The 16,560-nt window shown below is 34.9% G+C and carries 14 protein-coding genes and 1 pseudogene; 10 read left to right on the plus strand and 5 right to left on the minus strand.

Annotation, left to right across the window (positions count from 1 at the left end; all coding sequences use genetic code 11):
- A pseudogene (locus tag QRN68_RS09715) lies at positions 1-224 on the plus strand (hypothetical protein); the annotation flags it as partial.
- 156 nt (positions 225-380) lie between these two features.
- Here the strand turns inward: QRN68_RS09715 and yfkAB are convergent.
- Positions 381-1,493 (minus strand): radical SAM/CxCxxxxC motif protein YfkAB, encoded by a 1,113-nt coding sequence (gene yfkAB / locus QRN68_RS09720; protein ID WP_285396656.1) that lies wholly within the window; start codon positions 1,491-1,493, stop codon positions 381-383.
- 258 nt (positions 1,494-1,751) lie between these two features.
- Between yfkAB and QRN68_RS09725 the strand changes: the two genes are divergently transcribed.
- From QRN68_RS09725 to QRN68_RS09755, 7 genes are all read left to right on the plus strand, one after another.
- Positions 1,752-2,456 carry a YjjG family noncanonical pyrimidine nucleotidase gene (locus QRN68_RS09725; RefSeq protein ID WP_285396657.1) on the plus strand — a complete coding sequence of 235 codons (705 nt, stop codon included), beginning with the start codon at positions 1,752-1,754 and terminating at the stop codon, positions 2,454-2,456.
- Between the two features lie 159 nt (positions 2,457-2,615).
- Positions 2,616-3,530 carry an S-layer homology domain-containing protein gene (locus QRN68_RS09730; protein WP_285396658.1) on the plus strand — a complete coding sequence of 305 codons (915 nt, stop codon included), beginning with the start codon at positions 2,616-2,618 and terminating at the stop codon, positions 3,528-3,530.
- 208 nt (positions 3,531-3,738) lie between these two features.
- The gene (locus QRN68_RS09735) at positions 3,739-4,365 is read left to right on the plus strand and encodes a 50S ribosomal protein L25/general stress protein Ctc (RefSeq protein WP_285396659.1); all 627 of its coding nucleotides are present in this window, start codon (positions 3,739-3,741) and stop codon (positions 4,363-4,365) included.
- 160 nt (positions 4,366-4,525) lie between these two features.
- A complete protein-coding gene (locus QRN68_RS09740; protein WP_285396660.1) occupies positions 4,526-5,764 on the plus strand; it encodes a DUF2399 domain-containing protein in 1,239 nt (412 codons plus the stop codon).
- Positions 5,743-7,167, plus strand: a complete 1,425-nt coding sequence (locus QRN68_RS09745; RefSeq protein WP_350224345.1) for a hypothetical protein — start codon at positions 5,743-5,745, stop codon at positions 7,165-7,167. The genes QRN68_RS09740 and QRN68_RS09745 overlap by 22 nt, the downstream gene beginning before the upstream one ends.
- Positions 7,160-7,789: a hypothetical protein gene (locus tag QRN68_RS09750; protein WP_285396661.1), complete on the plus strand. Its 630-nt coding sequence runs from the start codon at positions 7,160-7,162 to the stop codon at positions 7,787-7,789. The genes QRN68_RS09745 and QRN68_RS09750 overlap by 8 nt, the downstream gene beginning before the upstream one ends.
- Positions 7,786-10,992, plus strand: coding sequence for an AAA family ATPase (locus QRN68_RS09755; protein WP_285396662.1), 3,207 nt, complete (start codon positions 7,786-7,788; stop codon positions 10,990-10,992). Before QRN68_RS09750 ends, QRN68_RS09755 begins: the two co-directional genes overlap by 4 nt.
- A 531-nt stretch (positions 10,993-11,523) precedes the next feature.
- Here the strand turns inward: QRN68_RS09755 and QRN68_RS09760 are convergent.
- Positions 11,524-12,150: a YczE/YyaS/YitT family protein gene (locus tag QRN68_RS09760; protein WP_285396663.1), complete on the minus strand. Its 627-nt coding sequence runs from the start codon at positions 12,148-12,150 to the stop codon at positions 11,524-11,526.
- 161 nt (positions 12,151-12,311) lie between these two features.
- Here QRN68_RS09760 and QRN68_RS09765 point away from each other — a divergent pair, with 161 nt between their 5' ends.
- Complete coding sequence (locus QRN68_RS09765; RefSeq protein ID WP_285396664.1) at positions 12,312-12,734, plus strand: pyridoxamine 5'-phosphate oxidase family protein; 423 nt, start codon at positions 12,312-12,314, stop codon at positions 12,732-12,734.
- Positions 12,735-13,144: 410 nt separating this feature from the next.
- Here QRN68_RS09765 and QRN68_RS09770 read toward each other — a convergent pair whose 3' ends face one another.
- Complete coding sequence (locus QRN68_RS09770; protein WP_285396665.1) at positions 13,145-14,275, minus strand: CamS family sex pheromone protein; 1,131 nt, start codon at positions 14,273-14,275, stop codon at positions 13,145-13,147.
- A gap of 376 nt (positions 14,276-14,651) precedes the next feature.
- Between QRN68_RS09770 and QRN68_RS09775 the strand changes: the two genes are divergently transcribed.
- Positions 14,652-14,804, plus strand: a complete 153-nt coding sequence (locus QRN68_RS09775; protein ID WP_285396666.1) for a hypothetical protein — start codon at positions 14,652-14,654, stop codon at positions 14,802-14,804.
- 219 nt (positions 14,805-15,023) lie between these two features.
- On the opposite strand, the gene QRN68_RS09780 is transcribed toward QRN68_RS09775, so the two are convergent.
- Together QRN68_RS09780 and QRN68_RS09785 are read right to left on the minus strand one after the other, a co-directional pair.
- Positions 15,024-15,488 (minus strand): DUF4429 domain-containing protein, encoded by a 465-nt coding sequence (locus tag QRN68_RS09780; RefSeq protein WP_285396667.1) that lies wholly within the window; start codon positions 15,486-15,488, stop codon positions 15,024-15,026.
- A gap of 433 nt (positions 15,489-15,921) precedes the next feature.
- Positions 15,922-16,479, minus strand: a complete 558-nt coding sequence (locus QRN68_RS09785; protein WP_285396668.1) for a flavodoxin family protein — start codon at positions 16,477-16,479, stop codon at positions 15,922-15,924.
- Positions 16,480-16,560: the final 81 nt, after the last annotated feature.

A 16,560-nucleotide genomic window follows, 5' to 3' on the forward strand; every position in this document is an offset into this window, starting at 1 on the left:
ATAAGGGAAGAGAACAAGGAAAAACAGAGGGAATAAAAGAAGGACTAGAGCAAGGACTAGAGCAAGGACTAGAACAAGGGCGTAAACAAGAGCAAATAGAATTAGTGAAAAAATTGTTGAAACGACATGAAACGGTTGAAGAAATAATGGATTTAGTAGGCTTATCGAGAGAAGAAATTGAGAGAATAAAAAGTCTAAATTTACCTCAAGATAACCACATATAAAGTATGGATAAATCTTGTATTTATTCACTTTTTTATAAAATTTGAAGCTACATGATGCTTTTTAATTTTCAATGCAACCGAAATAATTATTTAACAATAATATAGTATGAAAAATGTCCAATGCATATAGATTATTGCATTGGACATTTTTCATTTTTACACAGTAGCAGAGCCACTAACAAACTGTGCATCTTTATAATACATATTTTTAACAAGAACGTTTGGACCTAAGCATTTTACGGCTGGACAATGACAGTTTAGTGATTTCGCTAAATCTGTTGCCATCCATTTATCAAAAATGGCAGGTAGTTCATCGTTCACAATATTTCCAAGTGCTGGTGTATCGCCAAAGTCTGTCACAATGACATCACCTGTAAAGATATTGATATTCAAGCGAGATCGCCCATCTGGATCATTACGCATCGTAACGTTTTTTGCTTCTCTTAATCGTTTTAAAAGCTTTTGATCTTCTGCATTCAAGCTACATGGATAGAAAGGTAGCGTGCCAAACAGCATCCAAGTGTTTTCATCACGAACATCAAGTAGATGATGAATAGCTTCACGAGTTTCCTCAAGTGATAAAGACGTTAGGGAACTTGCAAAGTCTGAAGGGTACATTGGATGCACTTCATGGCGTGCACATTTCATTTCGTTAATGATTTGGTTATGGATATGTTCTAAGTATGGTAAAGTTTTTTTGTTTAACATCGTTTCTGCCGATACCATTACACCGTGTTCTGCTAGCATTTTTGAGTTATCAATCATGCGTTGGAATAAAGCAGCACGCTGCTCATACGTTGGCTTTCGCTCCATCATCGCAAAGCCAGTTTCCACAAATTCATCAACCGTGCCCCAGTTATGTGAAATGTGTAGCACATCTAAATACGGTGCAATCAGTAAATAACGTTCCGGCTCTATAGTTAGGTTAGAGTTGATTTGTGTTCGCACGCCTCGTTCATGTGCATATTTCAATAAAGGCAATACATAGTTTTGAACGGATTTCTTAGACATCATAGGTTCTCCACCAGTAATTGAGATCGTTTTAAGGTGTGGAATTTCATCCAAACGCTTCGTTAACAAGTCGATTGGTAATGCCTCAGGGTCTTTAGTCTGCAATGTATAACCCACTGCGCAGTGTGCACAGCGCATATTACAAAGATTTGTCGTTGTGAATTCAATATTAGATAAGGTCATATGCCCATGTTGTTCAACATCTAAGTACGCTTCCCATGGATCAAAGACAGGCGTAATTTTTTGTAGGGTCGTCATAATTCGTACATCTTCCTTTCTAGCATTCTATTGTCTCACATTCGCTAAAAATTTCAAATACGAAATTGTCGAAAGGGCTATTTTTAGGTTAGATGATCATATTTTTTACGCAATTAAGGAATATTTTTAACAACTTTCTTCAAAAAGACATTTCTTAAAAAAGAGGTGGATGGGTACATTTACTGTTATTTTTTAAAAAAAGAGTTATGATAGAAGTAACAAGATGGTAACAATGCACCAAAGAAAGTAGGAAATGACATGACTAAATATGAAACATTATTATTTGACGTGGATGACACATTATTAGATTTTGACTTAGCTGAAAACGCAGCACTTGATCGTTTATTTAAGCAGGAAAATATTGCAGCAACCCCAGCGATGATTGCTCGTTATAAAGAGATTAATGAATCGATGTGGCGTGCTTTTGAACGTGGAGAGGTGTCTAAAAATACACTACATAACACTCGATTTTCTATTGCTTTAAAGGAATTCGGCATAGATGTAGATGGGGAGTACTTTGAAGCAATCTTTCAAAAATATTTGAAAGAGGCCCATCATTATGTAGACGGTGCTTACGAAGTAATCGAACAGCTTGCAGATAACTATAATTTATATGTTGTTTCAAATGGGAAAACAATTACCCAAAATAAACGACTAGAGGATGCAAATTTAGCACAATTTTTCAAAGGCATTTTTATCTCGGAACAAACAGGCTATCAAAAACCAATGCCAGCTTTCTTCGATTATGTTTTTGAACGTATCGATGATATAAATAAAGATAAAACTCTAATTATTGGGGATTCTTTAACTTCGGATGTTAAAGGCGGATTACAGGCCGGAATAGATACATGCTGGTTTAATATACGTAGTATTGAAAATACAAGCGATATTCAACCGCATTTTGAAATTAAAAAGCTTCATGAGTTACATGTATTATTAGATAATAAAATAACAATTCTGTAGGTGCATGTTTGAGCTGCACTTTCATTTGTTCGTAAGTCTGAACAATTGAAAGTGTAGTTTTTTGTAGAACTAAAGTGTTCGAGTATGTGCAAATAATACTATATTTTTACATAGCGAAATCTAGTATGATAGTTTTAGATGAAAAGAAGGAGGAGCAATATGAAGGGGAAATTTTCAAAGGTAGTGTTAATAGGAATGTTAGGTTTATCACTCGCTACCCCCATACAAGCATATGCCTATCAAGAGCCAACGAATTATGTACATATGAAAACACCGAATATGACGGTTTACTCTGCATATGGTGCTACAATTAATGCATCTGAAAAAGGAGATATATTTAGCGTTAAAGCTAGTATTGTCGATAACCGACAGCCTCTTGAAGTGGAAATTTTTAAAAATGGTCAGGATGGAGTTTTAAAACAAGTTGCTAAAAAAGGCGTAATGGAGCCAGTTGCTTATCGAGATTTAGGGGACAGAGTAGTTGCAACGCTTCATCATAATGCAGATTTAAAATTCGTAAATCCACAGCCAAATTATTTTCGTGATACAGGTAATTCAGCATACAGTACGTATATTAGTACTTTAGCGCAGCGGGGGATTATTCAAGGAAGAACAGCTGATCATTTTGGCACTAATGATTCCTTAACACGCGCTCAGTTTAGTGCATTACTAGCACGTGCATTCAGCTTTCAGCAAGTACAAACTACACAATTCAAAGACATTGATGCCAAAAAATCTTGGTATGGTGGATATGTTGGTGCCTTACATTCTCTAGGGATTATTAAAGGGAAATCGCCAGAAATATTTGATTCAAATGGAAAAATAACACGCCAGCAGGCAATTTTAATGCTTGGTCGAACATTAGATGCTGTTGATTTTGTACAAGAAGAATATGCCGCTTTACCTTACCAAGATACTTACTATCTTCAAGGGGAAACTTTGCGTCATACGGAGACATTGTATGCAATTGGCGCTCTAGACTACAATGCAAATCTATCACCAAATCAATATATTACACGCGGAGAGTTTGCCAAAATGCTAGCGGTGTCATTGAGTGCTGCTGGAAGATTATAATAGTTTAAAATTAGCCGAGCATAAATACGTCTCGGCTTTTAATCTTCCTGAAATTTGTTGTTGGAGTTTCTTTTTAAATGAAGAGACAGCCGCCGAAATATTTCGGAAGCTTCGCATTTTGCTTGTAGAAATTGATAAAATGTATAAAAATCTATAGAACGGGCAAAACCTTTTATGAGACTAGTTTCCATGAAAGGGGAAAATGACGATGAGTACTGTTTTAACTGCAATTAAACGCGAAAAAGGGCGTCAATCATCATTAACTCAACTCAGACAGAATGGTGCAATTCCAGGAGTTGTTTATGGTTATCAAATGGAGCCAACAGCGATATCGCTTGATGCGAGAATATTTGCAAAAATATTAGCGGCATTCGGAAATAAAAGTGTCTTTCAATTAGATGTTGACGGTCAAAGAATAAACGCAGTATTAATAGAAGTACAACGCTGTGCACTAAAGGGCAATGTTAAGCATGTAGACTTCAAGTCCATTAATATGTCAGAGGAACTAGAGGTCGATATTCCAGTAACGGTTACCGGTCATGCCATTGGAGTTGCAGATGGTGGATTTCTCTTACAGCCTAATCGTGAAGTTCGAATAAAAGTAAATCCAACAAAAATTCCTGAAACAATAGAGGTTGATGTCACTGATGTAGCAATCGGGACATCACTGTATGTAGGAGATATTCGTCAAAAGTTTTCCTTTGAAATTTTACAGGAAGATGACTATACATTAGTTACGATCACACCACCTGCCGCTGAAAATGTTCAGGAAGATACAGTGGATGCAGTCCCTGAAGTCATCGAAGCTACTGGAAAAAATACAGAAGAAGCTTAAAAAGAAAAAAGCTACATCATCCATCAGATTCGCCTAATGGATGATGTAGTTTTTTTGATAGGTTTATCAGATTTTTTGGATTTAATTTATATAAGTAAACTAGGTATACTGCATTCAATACTCTAGTTTTGTATAATGAAGAGAGAAAGGGTGTGATAGTATGATAGAACAATTTTTGACTTCGTATTTTGTCAAAAATGGTGAACACCTTGAAGTACCTCCAAAATATATTTCAGATACAATTAAGCAGTATACGGTAGCAAAACAAACTGCACGAACTTACCGCATTGTATCGTTTTTAAAGGTTGGTCAACTAATAAAAACTGTGCCACCACAAGGGCTATTAAATTATAAATTCACAAAAAATGCAAAGCGAAAGCTAACAGAAGATTATTCTACAATTCAAAGTTGGATTAAGGAAGGGTGGATTATAGAAGAGATTGTTTTTGCACAAGATGGGCGTACCGCAAAAGCAATTCATTACCGAATTGGACCAAGTTTAAAGTGCTATAATGATGCGCAGAAAGAGCAGCAGACACAAAGGTTAGAAGATTATTCATTGCAGTTGCAAAAAAGTGCTGACATACAACCTATAAAAGAACTTCAACAAGCTGTCCAACAATTAAATGAGTTTGTAGCAATGCCGATCGAAAAATTAGCACATACGACAAAATTATTGTCCCATTGGTCGATTGAAAAGCGATTACGTTTTTTGCATTTTTCAATCGGCTTTTTCCAATTGGCAAATGAAGGAGTACTATTTGATTTTAAAGAAATAGGTGCTACGCTTTTTGATAAGATTGGAGGCTCAAAAGTTTTCGACCGTGAGCAAAAAGAATTTATCGAGGAGCTGGAACGTGTCTTCTCTGTACAGTCAAGCGATTGCGGATTAATTAGTTTAGGGAAAATTACACCAGTCTTTTTTTCTGGTGAGTTAACGGGGACATTTAGCCATTATCAACAAGGTGTTATCCATGCATTAACAGATGATGCCATTTTAAAGGATACATATAAAACAGATGCGAGCATTATTTGGCTTGTCGAAAATAGAGCAATCCTTACACGAATGGCAAAGGAAACGAGCTTTTTACAGCAGACTAATTCCTTTATTTTATGCTTAGATGGTCAAATAAGGTCTGCGCATAAAACGTTGATTCGTCAGCTTGTCACCACGCAAACAGTGATTGTTTGGACAGATTTTGATGTTGCAGGCTTAATAATAGCTATGCATGCAGTACAAATGATTCATACACCATATAAAATCATTGCTAGGGATAATCAGACTTTTTCTGATATCGAAGCCTATAAAAAGTGGCTACTTGGCGAACTTGAAATAGCTGAACACGAACAAGAGCAGCAATTAGGAGATATAGAACAATGGATGAAATGGATACAGTAAAGCGAGCGCCAATCTCTATTTTTAATGTTGAATCGAACACAGCTGAGCTTAAAACATCAATGCGCGATATTGCCTCATTAGCGGGAGTATTAAACGAGCTTGGGAGCCAGCAAATTTATGAGTCACCGCTTGAAATTTTGCGGTTTCTAAATACGATTCAGCTTTTATATGAAGAATCTTTAGGCTTAACAGATGTGATTGAGGATACAGAAATGCTGTATTATCGTTATCGTAATACATATATCGATGATGCACCACCAACCATCAAGCAACTTGATCACTTAATTTACATTTTGGCGCGTAATAGCTGGCTTACTAAGCAAACGCGTCAAATAAAATTATTAGACCGTGGTAAACGGATGATGGATGCACTTATTCGTCTTGCGAACGATTCATTAGCCTATTATTTACAGGATGATATTGGGCGTTCGCTTTTCCAAGCGCGACGAGATGCGGAGCTCAGTGCAGCCTATGATGATAATGGAATCTCAGGAGGCAATAAAATTGCATCTATGATTCACAATGTTGAAGATGCCATTCAAAAACTGGAACTTCGTCAATTGGAATTTTTTGCGGATCGAAATGCTTTACCACAGCTTGAAATTATCCATCAGCTAATGCAGGAACTTGAAATAAAAATGCAAGAGCGACTTAGCCAGTTCCAAACGGTAGAAGAGAGCTTAGTGATGAGTGAATTAGTACAACGTGGGACAGCCGTTTTATCAAAGGGAACAGCTCTTAGTCTAGGAATGCTTACGAAATATATTCGTTTTGTCACGATGCAGGATACGCCTCTCTCCGATTCGATTTCACCTGAAAAGGTACGCACATTTATCGTAAATATGTACAACCCACCAATCGATTCGAATATCCCAAATGCGTATGATTTATTTAGTTTTATGGAGCAGGCACAGTATAAGGATGAGGAACTGGACGGTATTTGGTTACCTATTAAATTTGCAGCTCCAATAGGTGGACAAGATATTGATGAAGCTATTCACTATTTAGAAACCTACGAGCCAAAAGTGAACGATCCAATTGAGGCTGAAGAGGAAATCGACTTTGAAGAAACAGTTGTTGAAGGTGAATCAGTTCAACAATTGTTTGATGATGCAGCTTGGCAAATGACGAAGGCGGTTATTAATACAGATGTAATCGAACATTACTTGGATGTACATGGTGAAAGTGAACTAGAAGAAGTGATGATTGAATCAAGCTCTGCTGAATGGGCAGACTCAATTCGCTCCCTTTTAGCTGTATCAGCTTTAACGAGTAAACAAAAGGTGAATATGAAAGAAGTATCAGATACAAAACAATTCGATAAACGATGGGAGTGGGTAGAAGATGACGACAGACGATTTACATTACAACGACATAAACGCACAACTCGCGACAATGAGTAATTTACGCGCCTACTTATCGACGGAGGAAGAGCTAGCATTCATGCAGCTATTATTTTCATCCTCTGCAAGTGTACTAGGAAGCAACTACGGTTTGCGTCGTAAGGATTTAGAAAAGCTACTTAACATAAAAAATGATGACAAGGCTTTCTATTCTTTTATTGAACGTGTAAATGCAGCGGTGCATCGCTACTTTCGTGTAATTTATGATGAAAAAAGAACGCGCGTGATCGTTATGATGCGAGTTTCCGCCAAGGATGCAAAGTCGACATTAAGCAAAGAGGCACTTGCCATTTTACTGTATATGTTTTATCAGCAGGAAGTACTAAACCATGAATATACACTATTACAGCAAATATTAACAGATTTCGGCCATGAACTGTTAAATGCGAGTGCTAAATTACTGAAAAATATCGACCAACTGAAAAAAATCGGTGCAGTAGAAGAAAATGAAATTTCAAAAAATGAAAAAGCTTACTCGTTAACAGCGATTGGTGTTCATATGTTTTCAGATTCATTTTTACGAAGAACTGCAGAATTTGCACAATCTACTCAGTTAAATAAAGAAGAAGTATTGAAATTTTTCAAACGTTATAATCTGTATATTCGGGAGGATGCACTATGATTCCCTATCGTCTGCAGTTTAGTGGTATACGTGACTATAAACCAACGCGCATTTTATTTGGTCAAGCTAATGATCATATCCTAATCACGGGTCCAAATGGTACAGGAAAATCAACGATATCATTTTGTATGGGAGCGGTACTATATTCGTCAAAAATCGATTTAGAGGGCTTGCGTTCAAATAATTTACCAAGCCATCAAAAATGGAGAGCGATGGTGGAGCTGACCTTTAAAAATGAAGGGCCATCACGAATTGACGCAGCACCTTTTGTGTCATTTCGATTAATGATTGAGCAGGATGCAAATCGAGGCGTATTACAGCGGGAATATCATGTCCTAACTGGAGAAACAGAGGACGAATTGACTGTCAGCGATATTTATCGTTCAGGTGATGCGAACCAACGTAATTTTACAACATATAAAGAAGATTTACAGTTTAAATATAAAATTGATTCAGATTTATTTTATTTAATTTGGTATCAGCAAGAAGTGAATCAATTTGCTGTGATGCCGCCTGAAGAGCGTTTTCGTCGATTTAGTGAAATGCATAATATTACTGAAATCCAGCAATCGTGGGAAACGGCAATTGAAGGTGTTAAAGAGCTAGAACAAGAGCTTGTAGCTGCAAAGACTGTTGTTAAGCAAGCTGAATTTAATCTGAAAATAGCAAAAGAAGAATTTGATCGTTTGAAAAATAACAAGGCTCGTTTATATGAAGCAGGAAAAGCGCATATCCTTAATACCATGTCACTTGTACAATTATACAACAATCAAAAGCTAGAACTTGTAGAAAAACAAAAAAAGCAAACAGACATTCATCAAGATACAGAAGGAAAAATTGGGCAAATAAAGAAACAAATCGAAAAAGCAAAACTTTTATTACAAGACCTGAATAAAAAGCAGCTGCAAATGGATGAGGAAAAGCGATCAAAATCAACATTGCTTGAACAGTTTTCCAAGAAACGAAAGACCTTAATTTTGACTGAGCAAGAATTAAAGGTTCAACTCATTCAGACAGAAGAACAGCGTAAACAGCTTCGTTTTACAGAAGATATAACAAAAGTAAAATTCAATGATGCACAGAAAAAAATAGCTATAATTGAACAGCAATATAAACAATTACAGCAGCAATTTACAAATTTGGTTATGCAAAAGGATGAGCTGAATGAAAATCGATTAACCCTTAAATGGGAACTAGAGAAAATAGAAAAAGAGGAACAGGAAGCAATCGCACTTCTTGCGGAGCATACGAGTGCCCACCAAGTACAACAAAAAATTACACATCTTGAAGAGCAAATTCAAGATTATTATAAGAAAAAAGTTTCCTTAGAGCAGAAACTTGAAAATACAACAATTGAAATTACACAACGTGAAAACAATCAAATATATTCAGCTCGTCAATTAGCGGGCTTACAACAATTCAAGCAACGAGACATCTCGGCTTATACATTCCGAGATTTAGTTACGTTAGCTGAAGGTGCCACAATAGAGCATGAAAATCGTTTGAATTCAATTAAATACACCATTTTTTACGATGCAAAAGAGAGAATAGCGTTTAATGATTTATATCATGTATCATTACGTTCAATTGTACCAGAACGTTTGACAACTAGTTTACCAGTGCAAAAATTAGTTATTCGACAAGGATTATCGGAAAAAGAACAGAATTTTGCCGTAAAAGCATTATGGTGGGCACAGCAATTTTTTGAGATTCAAGCGCCAAAGATCCAAGGTGAATTATTAGTCGACGAGCACGGCTATCGAGGTACACAAGAAAAAAATACAGTTATTTTAAATGATAAAATGCTGACAGAGCAGTTACACACAATGCGCCAATTAAGAGCTCAGCTCGAATCACAGCTATTAGCGGCGACAACACAATTTAAAGAAGACCAAATTAATTTGCAAAAGCTAAATAGTATTATAAAGGATGTACAGAAGGCAGAAGCAAGTGTTGTAGATGCTGAATTTAAGCATCATAAGGTACAGTACAAAACAAAACTAGACGAACAATTTACAGCGCTTCAGAAACAAGAAATCCAGCTAACAACAGCACTACAAAACGAGCAAGAGAAAAAAATAGCCAACCAATTTGAATTAGAAAAGCTAAAAACCGAGTTAGACATTTATGAACAGCTTGGAGCTTTAAAGAAAGTTCAAGAACAGCTTACAGAAACGAAATTAAAGTTAATAGAATTGAATGCTATTATTGATGAGTCGAATAGCACACTTAATCAATTAAAGGATGAGAGCTACAAACTTCATGATGTTTGTAGACAGAAGGAAAGCGATATAAGGTTACTTAAGAGTGATTTAAGAGATGCAGAAAATGATGTATATGGTACGAAGAAACTACTTCTCAAATATCAAGAAGAATTTGAGGTGGCGGAGGCCTCTATTTTGCAAGAACAGCTTTGTTTGGAGGAACTGGCAACAATTATTCCAGATATTTTTGCTGAAGTGCAAGAAGTACCTCTATCATTAAATAGCACTATTCCAAAGTTAAAGAGTGATAATACCACAGCCCGTATCAACTTTGAGAATGCACGAGCAGAAAAGGTGAATCCGGAGGCAGAGCGTAATTATATTGCAGTAAAAGATGATTTTAACCTAAAAAAAGAGACAGTAGATCAAACACAGGAATACTTAGAAATTCACAGAAATCGAGCATTAGAAAATGAGAATCGTCTTGAAACGACCATCAATATGAATGTTCTTAAAATTAATAATTTATTTTCAAAATATATGGATGAATTCCAATTTGAAGGAAAAATTGAATATGAACGTTTTGAAGATAAAAAAGGTCGTACAATTTTTAAGTTGTATATTAAAGCACGAAAAATCGGACATAGTGGGCGTTTAGAAGATGTGGGCACAAAGGCCAGACATGGTAAGCTTGGAAAAGGTGTGTCAGGCGGAGAAGAGTCATTAAGCTCACTATTATTTGCACTTGCCTTGCTACAAAATTTAAATACTTCACCAAGCTTCATCGTCCTAGATGAGTTTGATAGTGCATTGGATGAGGAACGTAAAGAAAAAGTGTTTGATTTGTATGTAAACGAATTACAACGAAAGCTCATTATTTTATCTCCTAAGGCTCACGATGACCATTATTATAATAAATTTTCAACAGTTGTTGTCGTCGAGCACGATTCAGCTGTACCGATTAGTCGTACAAAAACGATTCGATTGCTCACACATTAGAGCAAAAGAAAAAAAAGGAGCCAATTTACATCTGTAAAATGGTTCCTTTTTAGCATTCACTATTGAATGAGATCCTGAATTGCTTTGCGAAAGCGAATATAAGTTATAGCATAAATAATACTTGTTGCAATAAATAGCCATGGGATAATAAAACGCATTAAGGCAAAGGGTGTTTCGAATAAAAGGCAAAAAAGAAGCTGGGACAAAATCTCGTTTTTCTGCAGCGAAATTGGAGCGGAGCGCAACGGCAGCGACAGAAATCTTTAATTTAGCTGCAGTTTTGAGGTTTGTCGAGAACTTTTGATTGTTTATCGACCAATTTTATCGATTTATCAACCAGCTTTTAATTTATCAACCAACTTTTGAAAAATACCGACATCTATCTTCATGCAACATTCAATTTAACATCAAAAAACGCGAAAAATCAACGTTTCTAAATTGATTTCTCGCGCTTTTTAGGTTTTGGCCAGTTATGTCCCAGCCTCTTTGAGTTTATCCTGTAAAAGCCCGATTGGTGATTAAACTTTCACTTTATATAACAGCGCTCTTCACGCCTGTCCATTTTGTAAATAATTTCTCGTTGTATGTTAAAGCAAATTGTACAATTGGCCCAAGTCCAAAGGCCATTAGAGCTGTTCCAACCCCAATAGGTCCGCCAAGTAAAAAACCAACTATAGCTACTGATACTTCCATCGTTGTACGAGCGCGTGTAACACTCCAGCCAAACTTATGGACCATAAGAAGCATTAATGAATCACGAGGACCAATGCCTAAATTCGCCACCATATACATACCACAGCCCCAACCAAGTAATACTAAGCCACATACATAAGCTAGTAGTTGCATCCAAAAGCCATCTATATCCGGAAGTAAATAGTTGAAAATATCAATAAAAATACCTGCTAAAAACATATCTATAAATGTGCCTGGCAGTGGAAACTTCTTCGTTACTACCATATCAACAGCTAAAATGGCTAGACCAATTAAAATTGACCAAGTACCAATCGTTAACCCGAACGTTTTAGTTAGTCCAATATGCAAAACATCCCACGAACCAACACCAAAAATTTGCCCTTTAATAGTTAACGTTATACCGAAAGATAAAACCAAAATGCCTGAAAGGAAGAATAGACATCTTGTGAAAAAAGCTTGCTTCATCATTAAAACCCTCATTCTAAAAATTCGTGTGTCTAAAAAGTTATTATAACAATAGATTGAGGATAATCCTTGAAGATTGACATTTCGTATTTTTCAAAAAATGGCGGTTAGATTAGCTAAATAAGGACAAAATATAATGATAAAAGAAAGGATGGAATAATATGAGCTCTGTACGCGATGAAATATTAGAAGTATTAAATCGAGAAAAAATTGGAACGATGGCAACAGTTGAGAACGGCAAACCTTATTCTAGATACATGACGTTCCAAAATGAAGACTTTGTATTATACACCGTGACAAATAAACATTCTGGAAAAATGGAAGAGCTTCGCAAAAACCCGTATACACATATTTTATATGGGTACGAAAATGGAGGCTTTGGTGATTCGTATGTTGAAATTGAAGGGAAGTTAACAGAAATTCAAGAGGAAGGATTAAAAAATAGGTTAGCTGAGTTTTTCACAAGTATTTTTGTTGGTAATCAAGATGAAATGATTACGCTAAAAATCGAGCCAATTCGTATGCGCTTGATGAATAGAAAAGGGGAACCACCTAAAGAGCTCGAATTTACAAACGACCATTAAGATGTGGTCGTTTTTTCGATGATAATAGAAACTATACATTGGGCTACATTATTTATTAACTCAAACTTCGCACAATGAAATCGGTAAATGAGCCTTGATTTAACTAGGAAGGCTGGTAATCCATTGCTGAAGTTGACTTTTGATGAGTTTTTGAATTTTGTGATCGATATGTTTCAAATTCACGAAAGACGTGATAAATTTCTTTTGGTAGTTGATTATTTTGGTCATTCTGTTCTACCATAATGGAAGCACCTCTTCTGCTTGGTAGTGTTTTCTAGTCATCTCACTATACCAAAGAATGAGGTGCTTTTTATATACCTAAAAATAGTGTCAAGAAACATGAATCCATTATAGTGTAACTTACAGGCATATGTTTTGGGCTGGTTTATCTCGCTGCGAAGTTTGAGAAATTATATTGGAGTTGCATAAATCTGTTTTTCTGTTGGATCCCATATGACAATCCCAACATCTTTTTTTTGATCTATAATACGAACAGTAACAGGGACATAATCAAATAAAATAGTATTTATTCTAGTGCCAACCAACTGTAAAAGAGCAATCAATTCGGTATCATTTATTAAAGGCACATTAACGTCTATTTTTAAATCGATTAATTTCCCATCTTTATATCTAATTTTACCAATTATTTTAGGATTTAAATGTTTAAAACCTTCTTGAATATCTTCTTTAAAAATTAATAATTTTTCATAAGTATCTTTGTCTAAACTGTATAATGAATCTGAAGGGAATGTATAATTTTTTATATTTATATCAGTCCATTCATCTATTTTATACTCTCCTTCAGGAATAAATGTTTCAGCTAAAAATATTCCTGGAATTATATCATTTTTATTTGATTCTTGATACAAAGTTACATAAATAGGAACATTGGGTATTTTTTTATTATTTCTAATATCTTTTATTATTATCTCAGTTATTTCCTTACCATATTTTTCTACATCGTTAACATTATCATCGTTAGAATCTACTTTAACTTGACCAGTATAAATTAAACCTTTATCATCAGCTACTTTAATGTCATAAAATTCATTTAAGGATATGGCTAAAGACATTCCTTCTATTTCTCCATTTTCTTTGTTAATAAAATTTTGTTCTAATATATGAGATAATATCTTAGGATTATTTTTTTCATCCTCTAAAACATCTCCAGTGCTCTTTTTTATAGGCGGGTTTAAACCAAAACCTTCTTTTGATTTTCGATCTAACCACTGACTAATAATCTTTTTATCTAAATATTGACCTTCTTGCATATAAAACTTCTTTGTAGAAAAGTGATTTACTGATAAATTCATTAACCCTTTCTCAATTTCATTTATATTTAACGAATTGTTCATATTACTCAGTATTAATCCTCTTGAAACATTAACCTTTGCGGGTTGTTTAATTTCATATATTTCCTTTTCTTGAATTGGTGATATATACGTTTTCTCATCACTTTTAACAGCTTGATCATCACTACTACAAGAAACTAAAAATAATAGTGGTGATATAAAAAACAACATACTCTTCCGTATATCCATTTATTAGATACTCCTTACTAATTTATGTATAATTGAACCTTTAACAACATTGTGTATCAATGGTTACTATAACTTACTGTTCTCATGATTGATGTTAAAAATTCAGGGGCTATTTTTTTGCTACAGGCTCTTCTTTAGGAACAATTTTTTCCCAACCGCATGTAGCAAGTGAAAATGCTAAAGGGCTCTAACATAAAATAATTTTCTTATCAAATTCCTCCTCTGTATTTCCATTGTAGGGAAATAATTGTTAAAAGTACATATGAAAAAGACAGACAACCAAATTAGTTATCTGTCATTTAAAATTTTCGTCCATCCTTTAAGACGAAGTGCGCCTCATATTTCGCTTGTAATACCTTCGCAATAATCACACGTGATGCGTCATCCATTCGCAACACTGGCAATGAATGTTGGGATTGAACTTGCAGATTTACAACACCTACTAGGTCATGAAAATCCTGCTACAATGCATGTCTCGAAAAGGAAACCGCTTAAACAATTAGCTAATGGAAACTTCTTCGCCTACTGAAACAAGAAATGCATCTCGTAATTATCAATACTAGTTTTGAATAAATAACACAAGCGACTGAAAAGTATATTTCTACTACAATTTCAAGCGAATAAAGAGAAATTTGGATGTAGTCCAGTCAGCTATTGTGAAAGATTGGACGCATAAAAGAAAAACCAGAATGGAGAAATCCATTCTGGTTAAAGTCTAACTTATCGGGTTCACTACATTTTAAGTGACTTAGATTCCTAACAATTGCTTTTTCTTAGTGTCAAATTCGTCTTGAGTTAAGATACCTGCATCTAATAGTTCTTTCATCTTTAAAATCTCATCTGCAGCGCTAACTGATGAATTTTTAGAAGGAGTAGATTCAGTTTGACGTTTAGATTCAATCAAGTCTACCATTTCACGTGCTTGTTTCAATTCTTTTTTTACAAATGTAATTGTATTTTCATCTTTAACGGCTGCCATTGTACCGCCCTTTGTTTCACTAGAACCTGAGTAAGCAAATTGAACATATCCAGTAGTAAGTCCAGGTTCTTTGAATTGGATTGCAGTTATAGATTTAATAGGTATTGATTTCTCACCTTTTGAACCGCCCTTGTTAATAAAGTTTGAAAAACCTTTTGGTTGAATTTTTACATTATAGTCATCTACTGTTACTATAAATTTGCCATTTGATTTAAATTCAAATACTTTTGACATAGCTAAAATACCTCCTTTGAAGTTTGTTTTCTATCGAATAAACTATACCAAATAGTCCAAATTGTGTCAGTATTAAAATGAAAAAAGATGGCCAACCATTATTAGCTATCTATCTTAAAAAATTTTTGAGGAAAAATAGGGACAATGGAAACTGTTGAGAACGACAAACTATATTAGAGATATAACTTTATAATTGAGCCGCTTTCAAAGCTTGATTTAAAATAAATTTACGCAAAAATTGTTTATTGAATAGGATATATTAGTTTTCATTAAAATGGATAATTTTTCTGTTTTGAAATTTAACTGTTATTCCTACCTTAAAGTTAAAGATACATGGTTATTTGATGTGACAACATTCAAACATATTCCGATAGAGGCAGAAGTCTAACATTGAAAAACGACCTAAAAGCATAGCCGCTTTCAGGTCGTTTTCTTATTTGATATTGATGCGTGCTTTTAGCTGCTTATTTAATATGGATGCCTGTGCTAATGCCTGTTCATCTTGACTGATCTCACCAGGCTTGTTTGCTGCTCCAATAATATACGAGGAGAACGACATCTTTAAGAAATCAAAGATATATTGAAATTGTTGAATCATTGGTAGGCCCTTTATATAGGGGGCATCACCACCGACAGCAAGAACAATTGCTTCCGTTGTCTGTAATTTTTCCTTTAGCTGTGGAAAGCGCTCATCACGAATAGCGTGGCTTAGTCGATCCACCATGTTCTTCATAATTCCTGACATGCTGTACCAATAAATCGGTGTGGCAAAAATAACGATATCACTTGTTAAAAATGCATGAATAATTTGATCATAATCATCATCTACAAACTGAAAGCCATTGTCATCATGGCGTAAATCGTGAATGGGCTCTATCTTTAATTTTTTTAAATCTATTTTTTCATGACGAATCTCTTCTAATACATAGTCAGCTAATTGTTCACTATTACTATCGGTTCTAGAGCTACCGATAAAAGCGGTGATTTTCATAGGAATCCTCCTCTATCTTTCAGGTTATAACTAGTGTAAACTTGTTTTTGTTATCGATAAAGATGAATGTTTCGATGGGAT

The organism is Lysinibacillus sp. fls2-241-R2A-57, assembly GCF_030209535.1.
GTDB lineage: Bacteria > Bacillota > Bacilli > Bacillales_A > Planococcaceae > Lysinibacillus.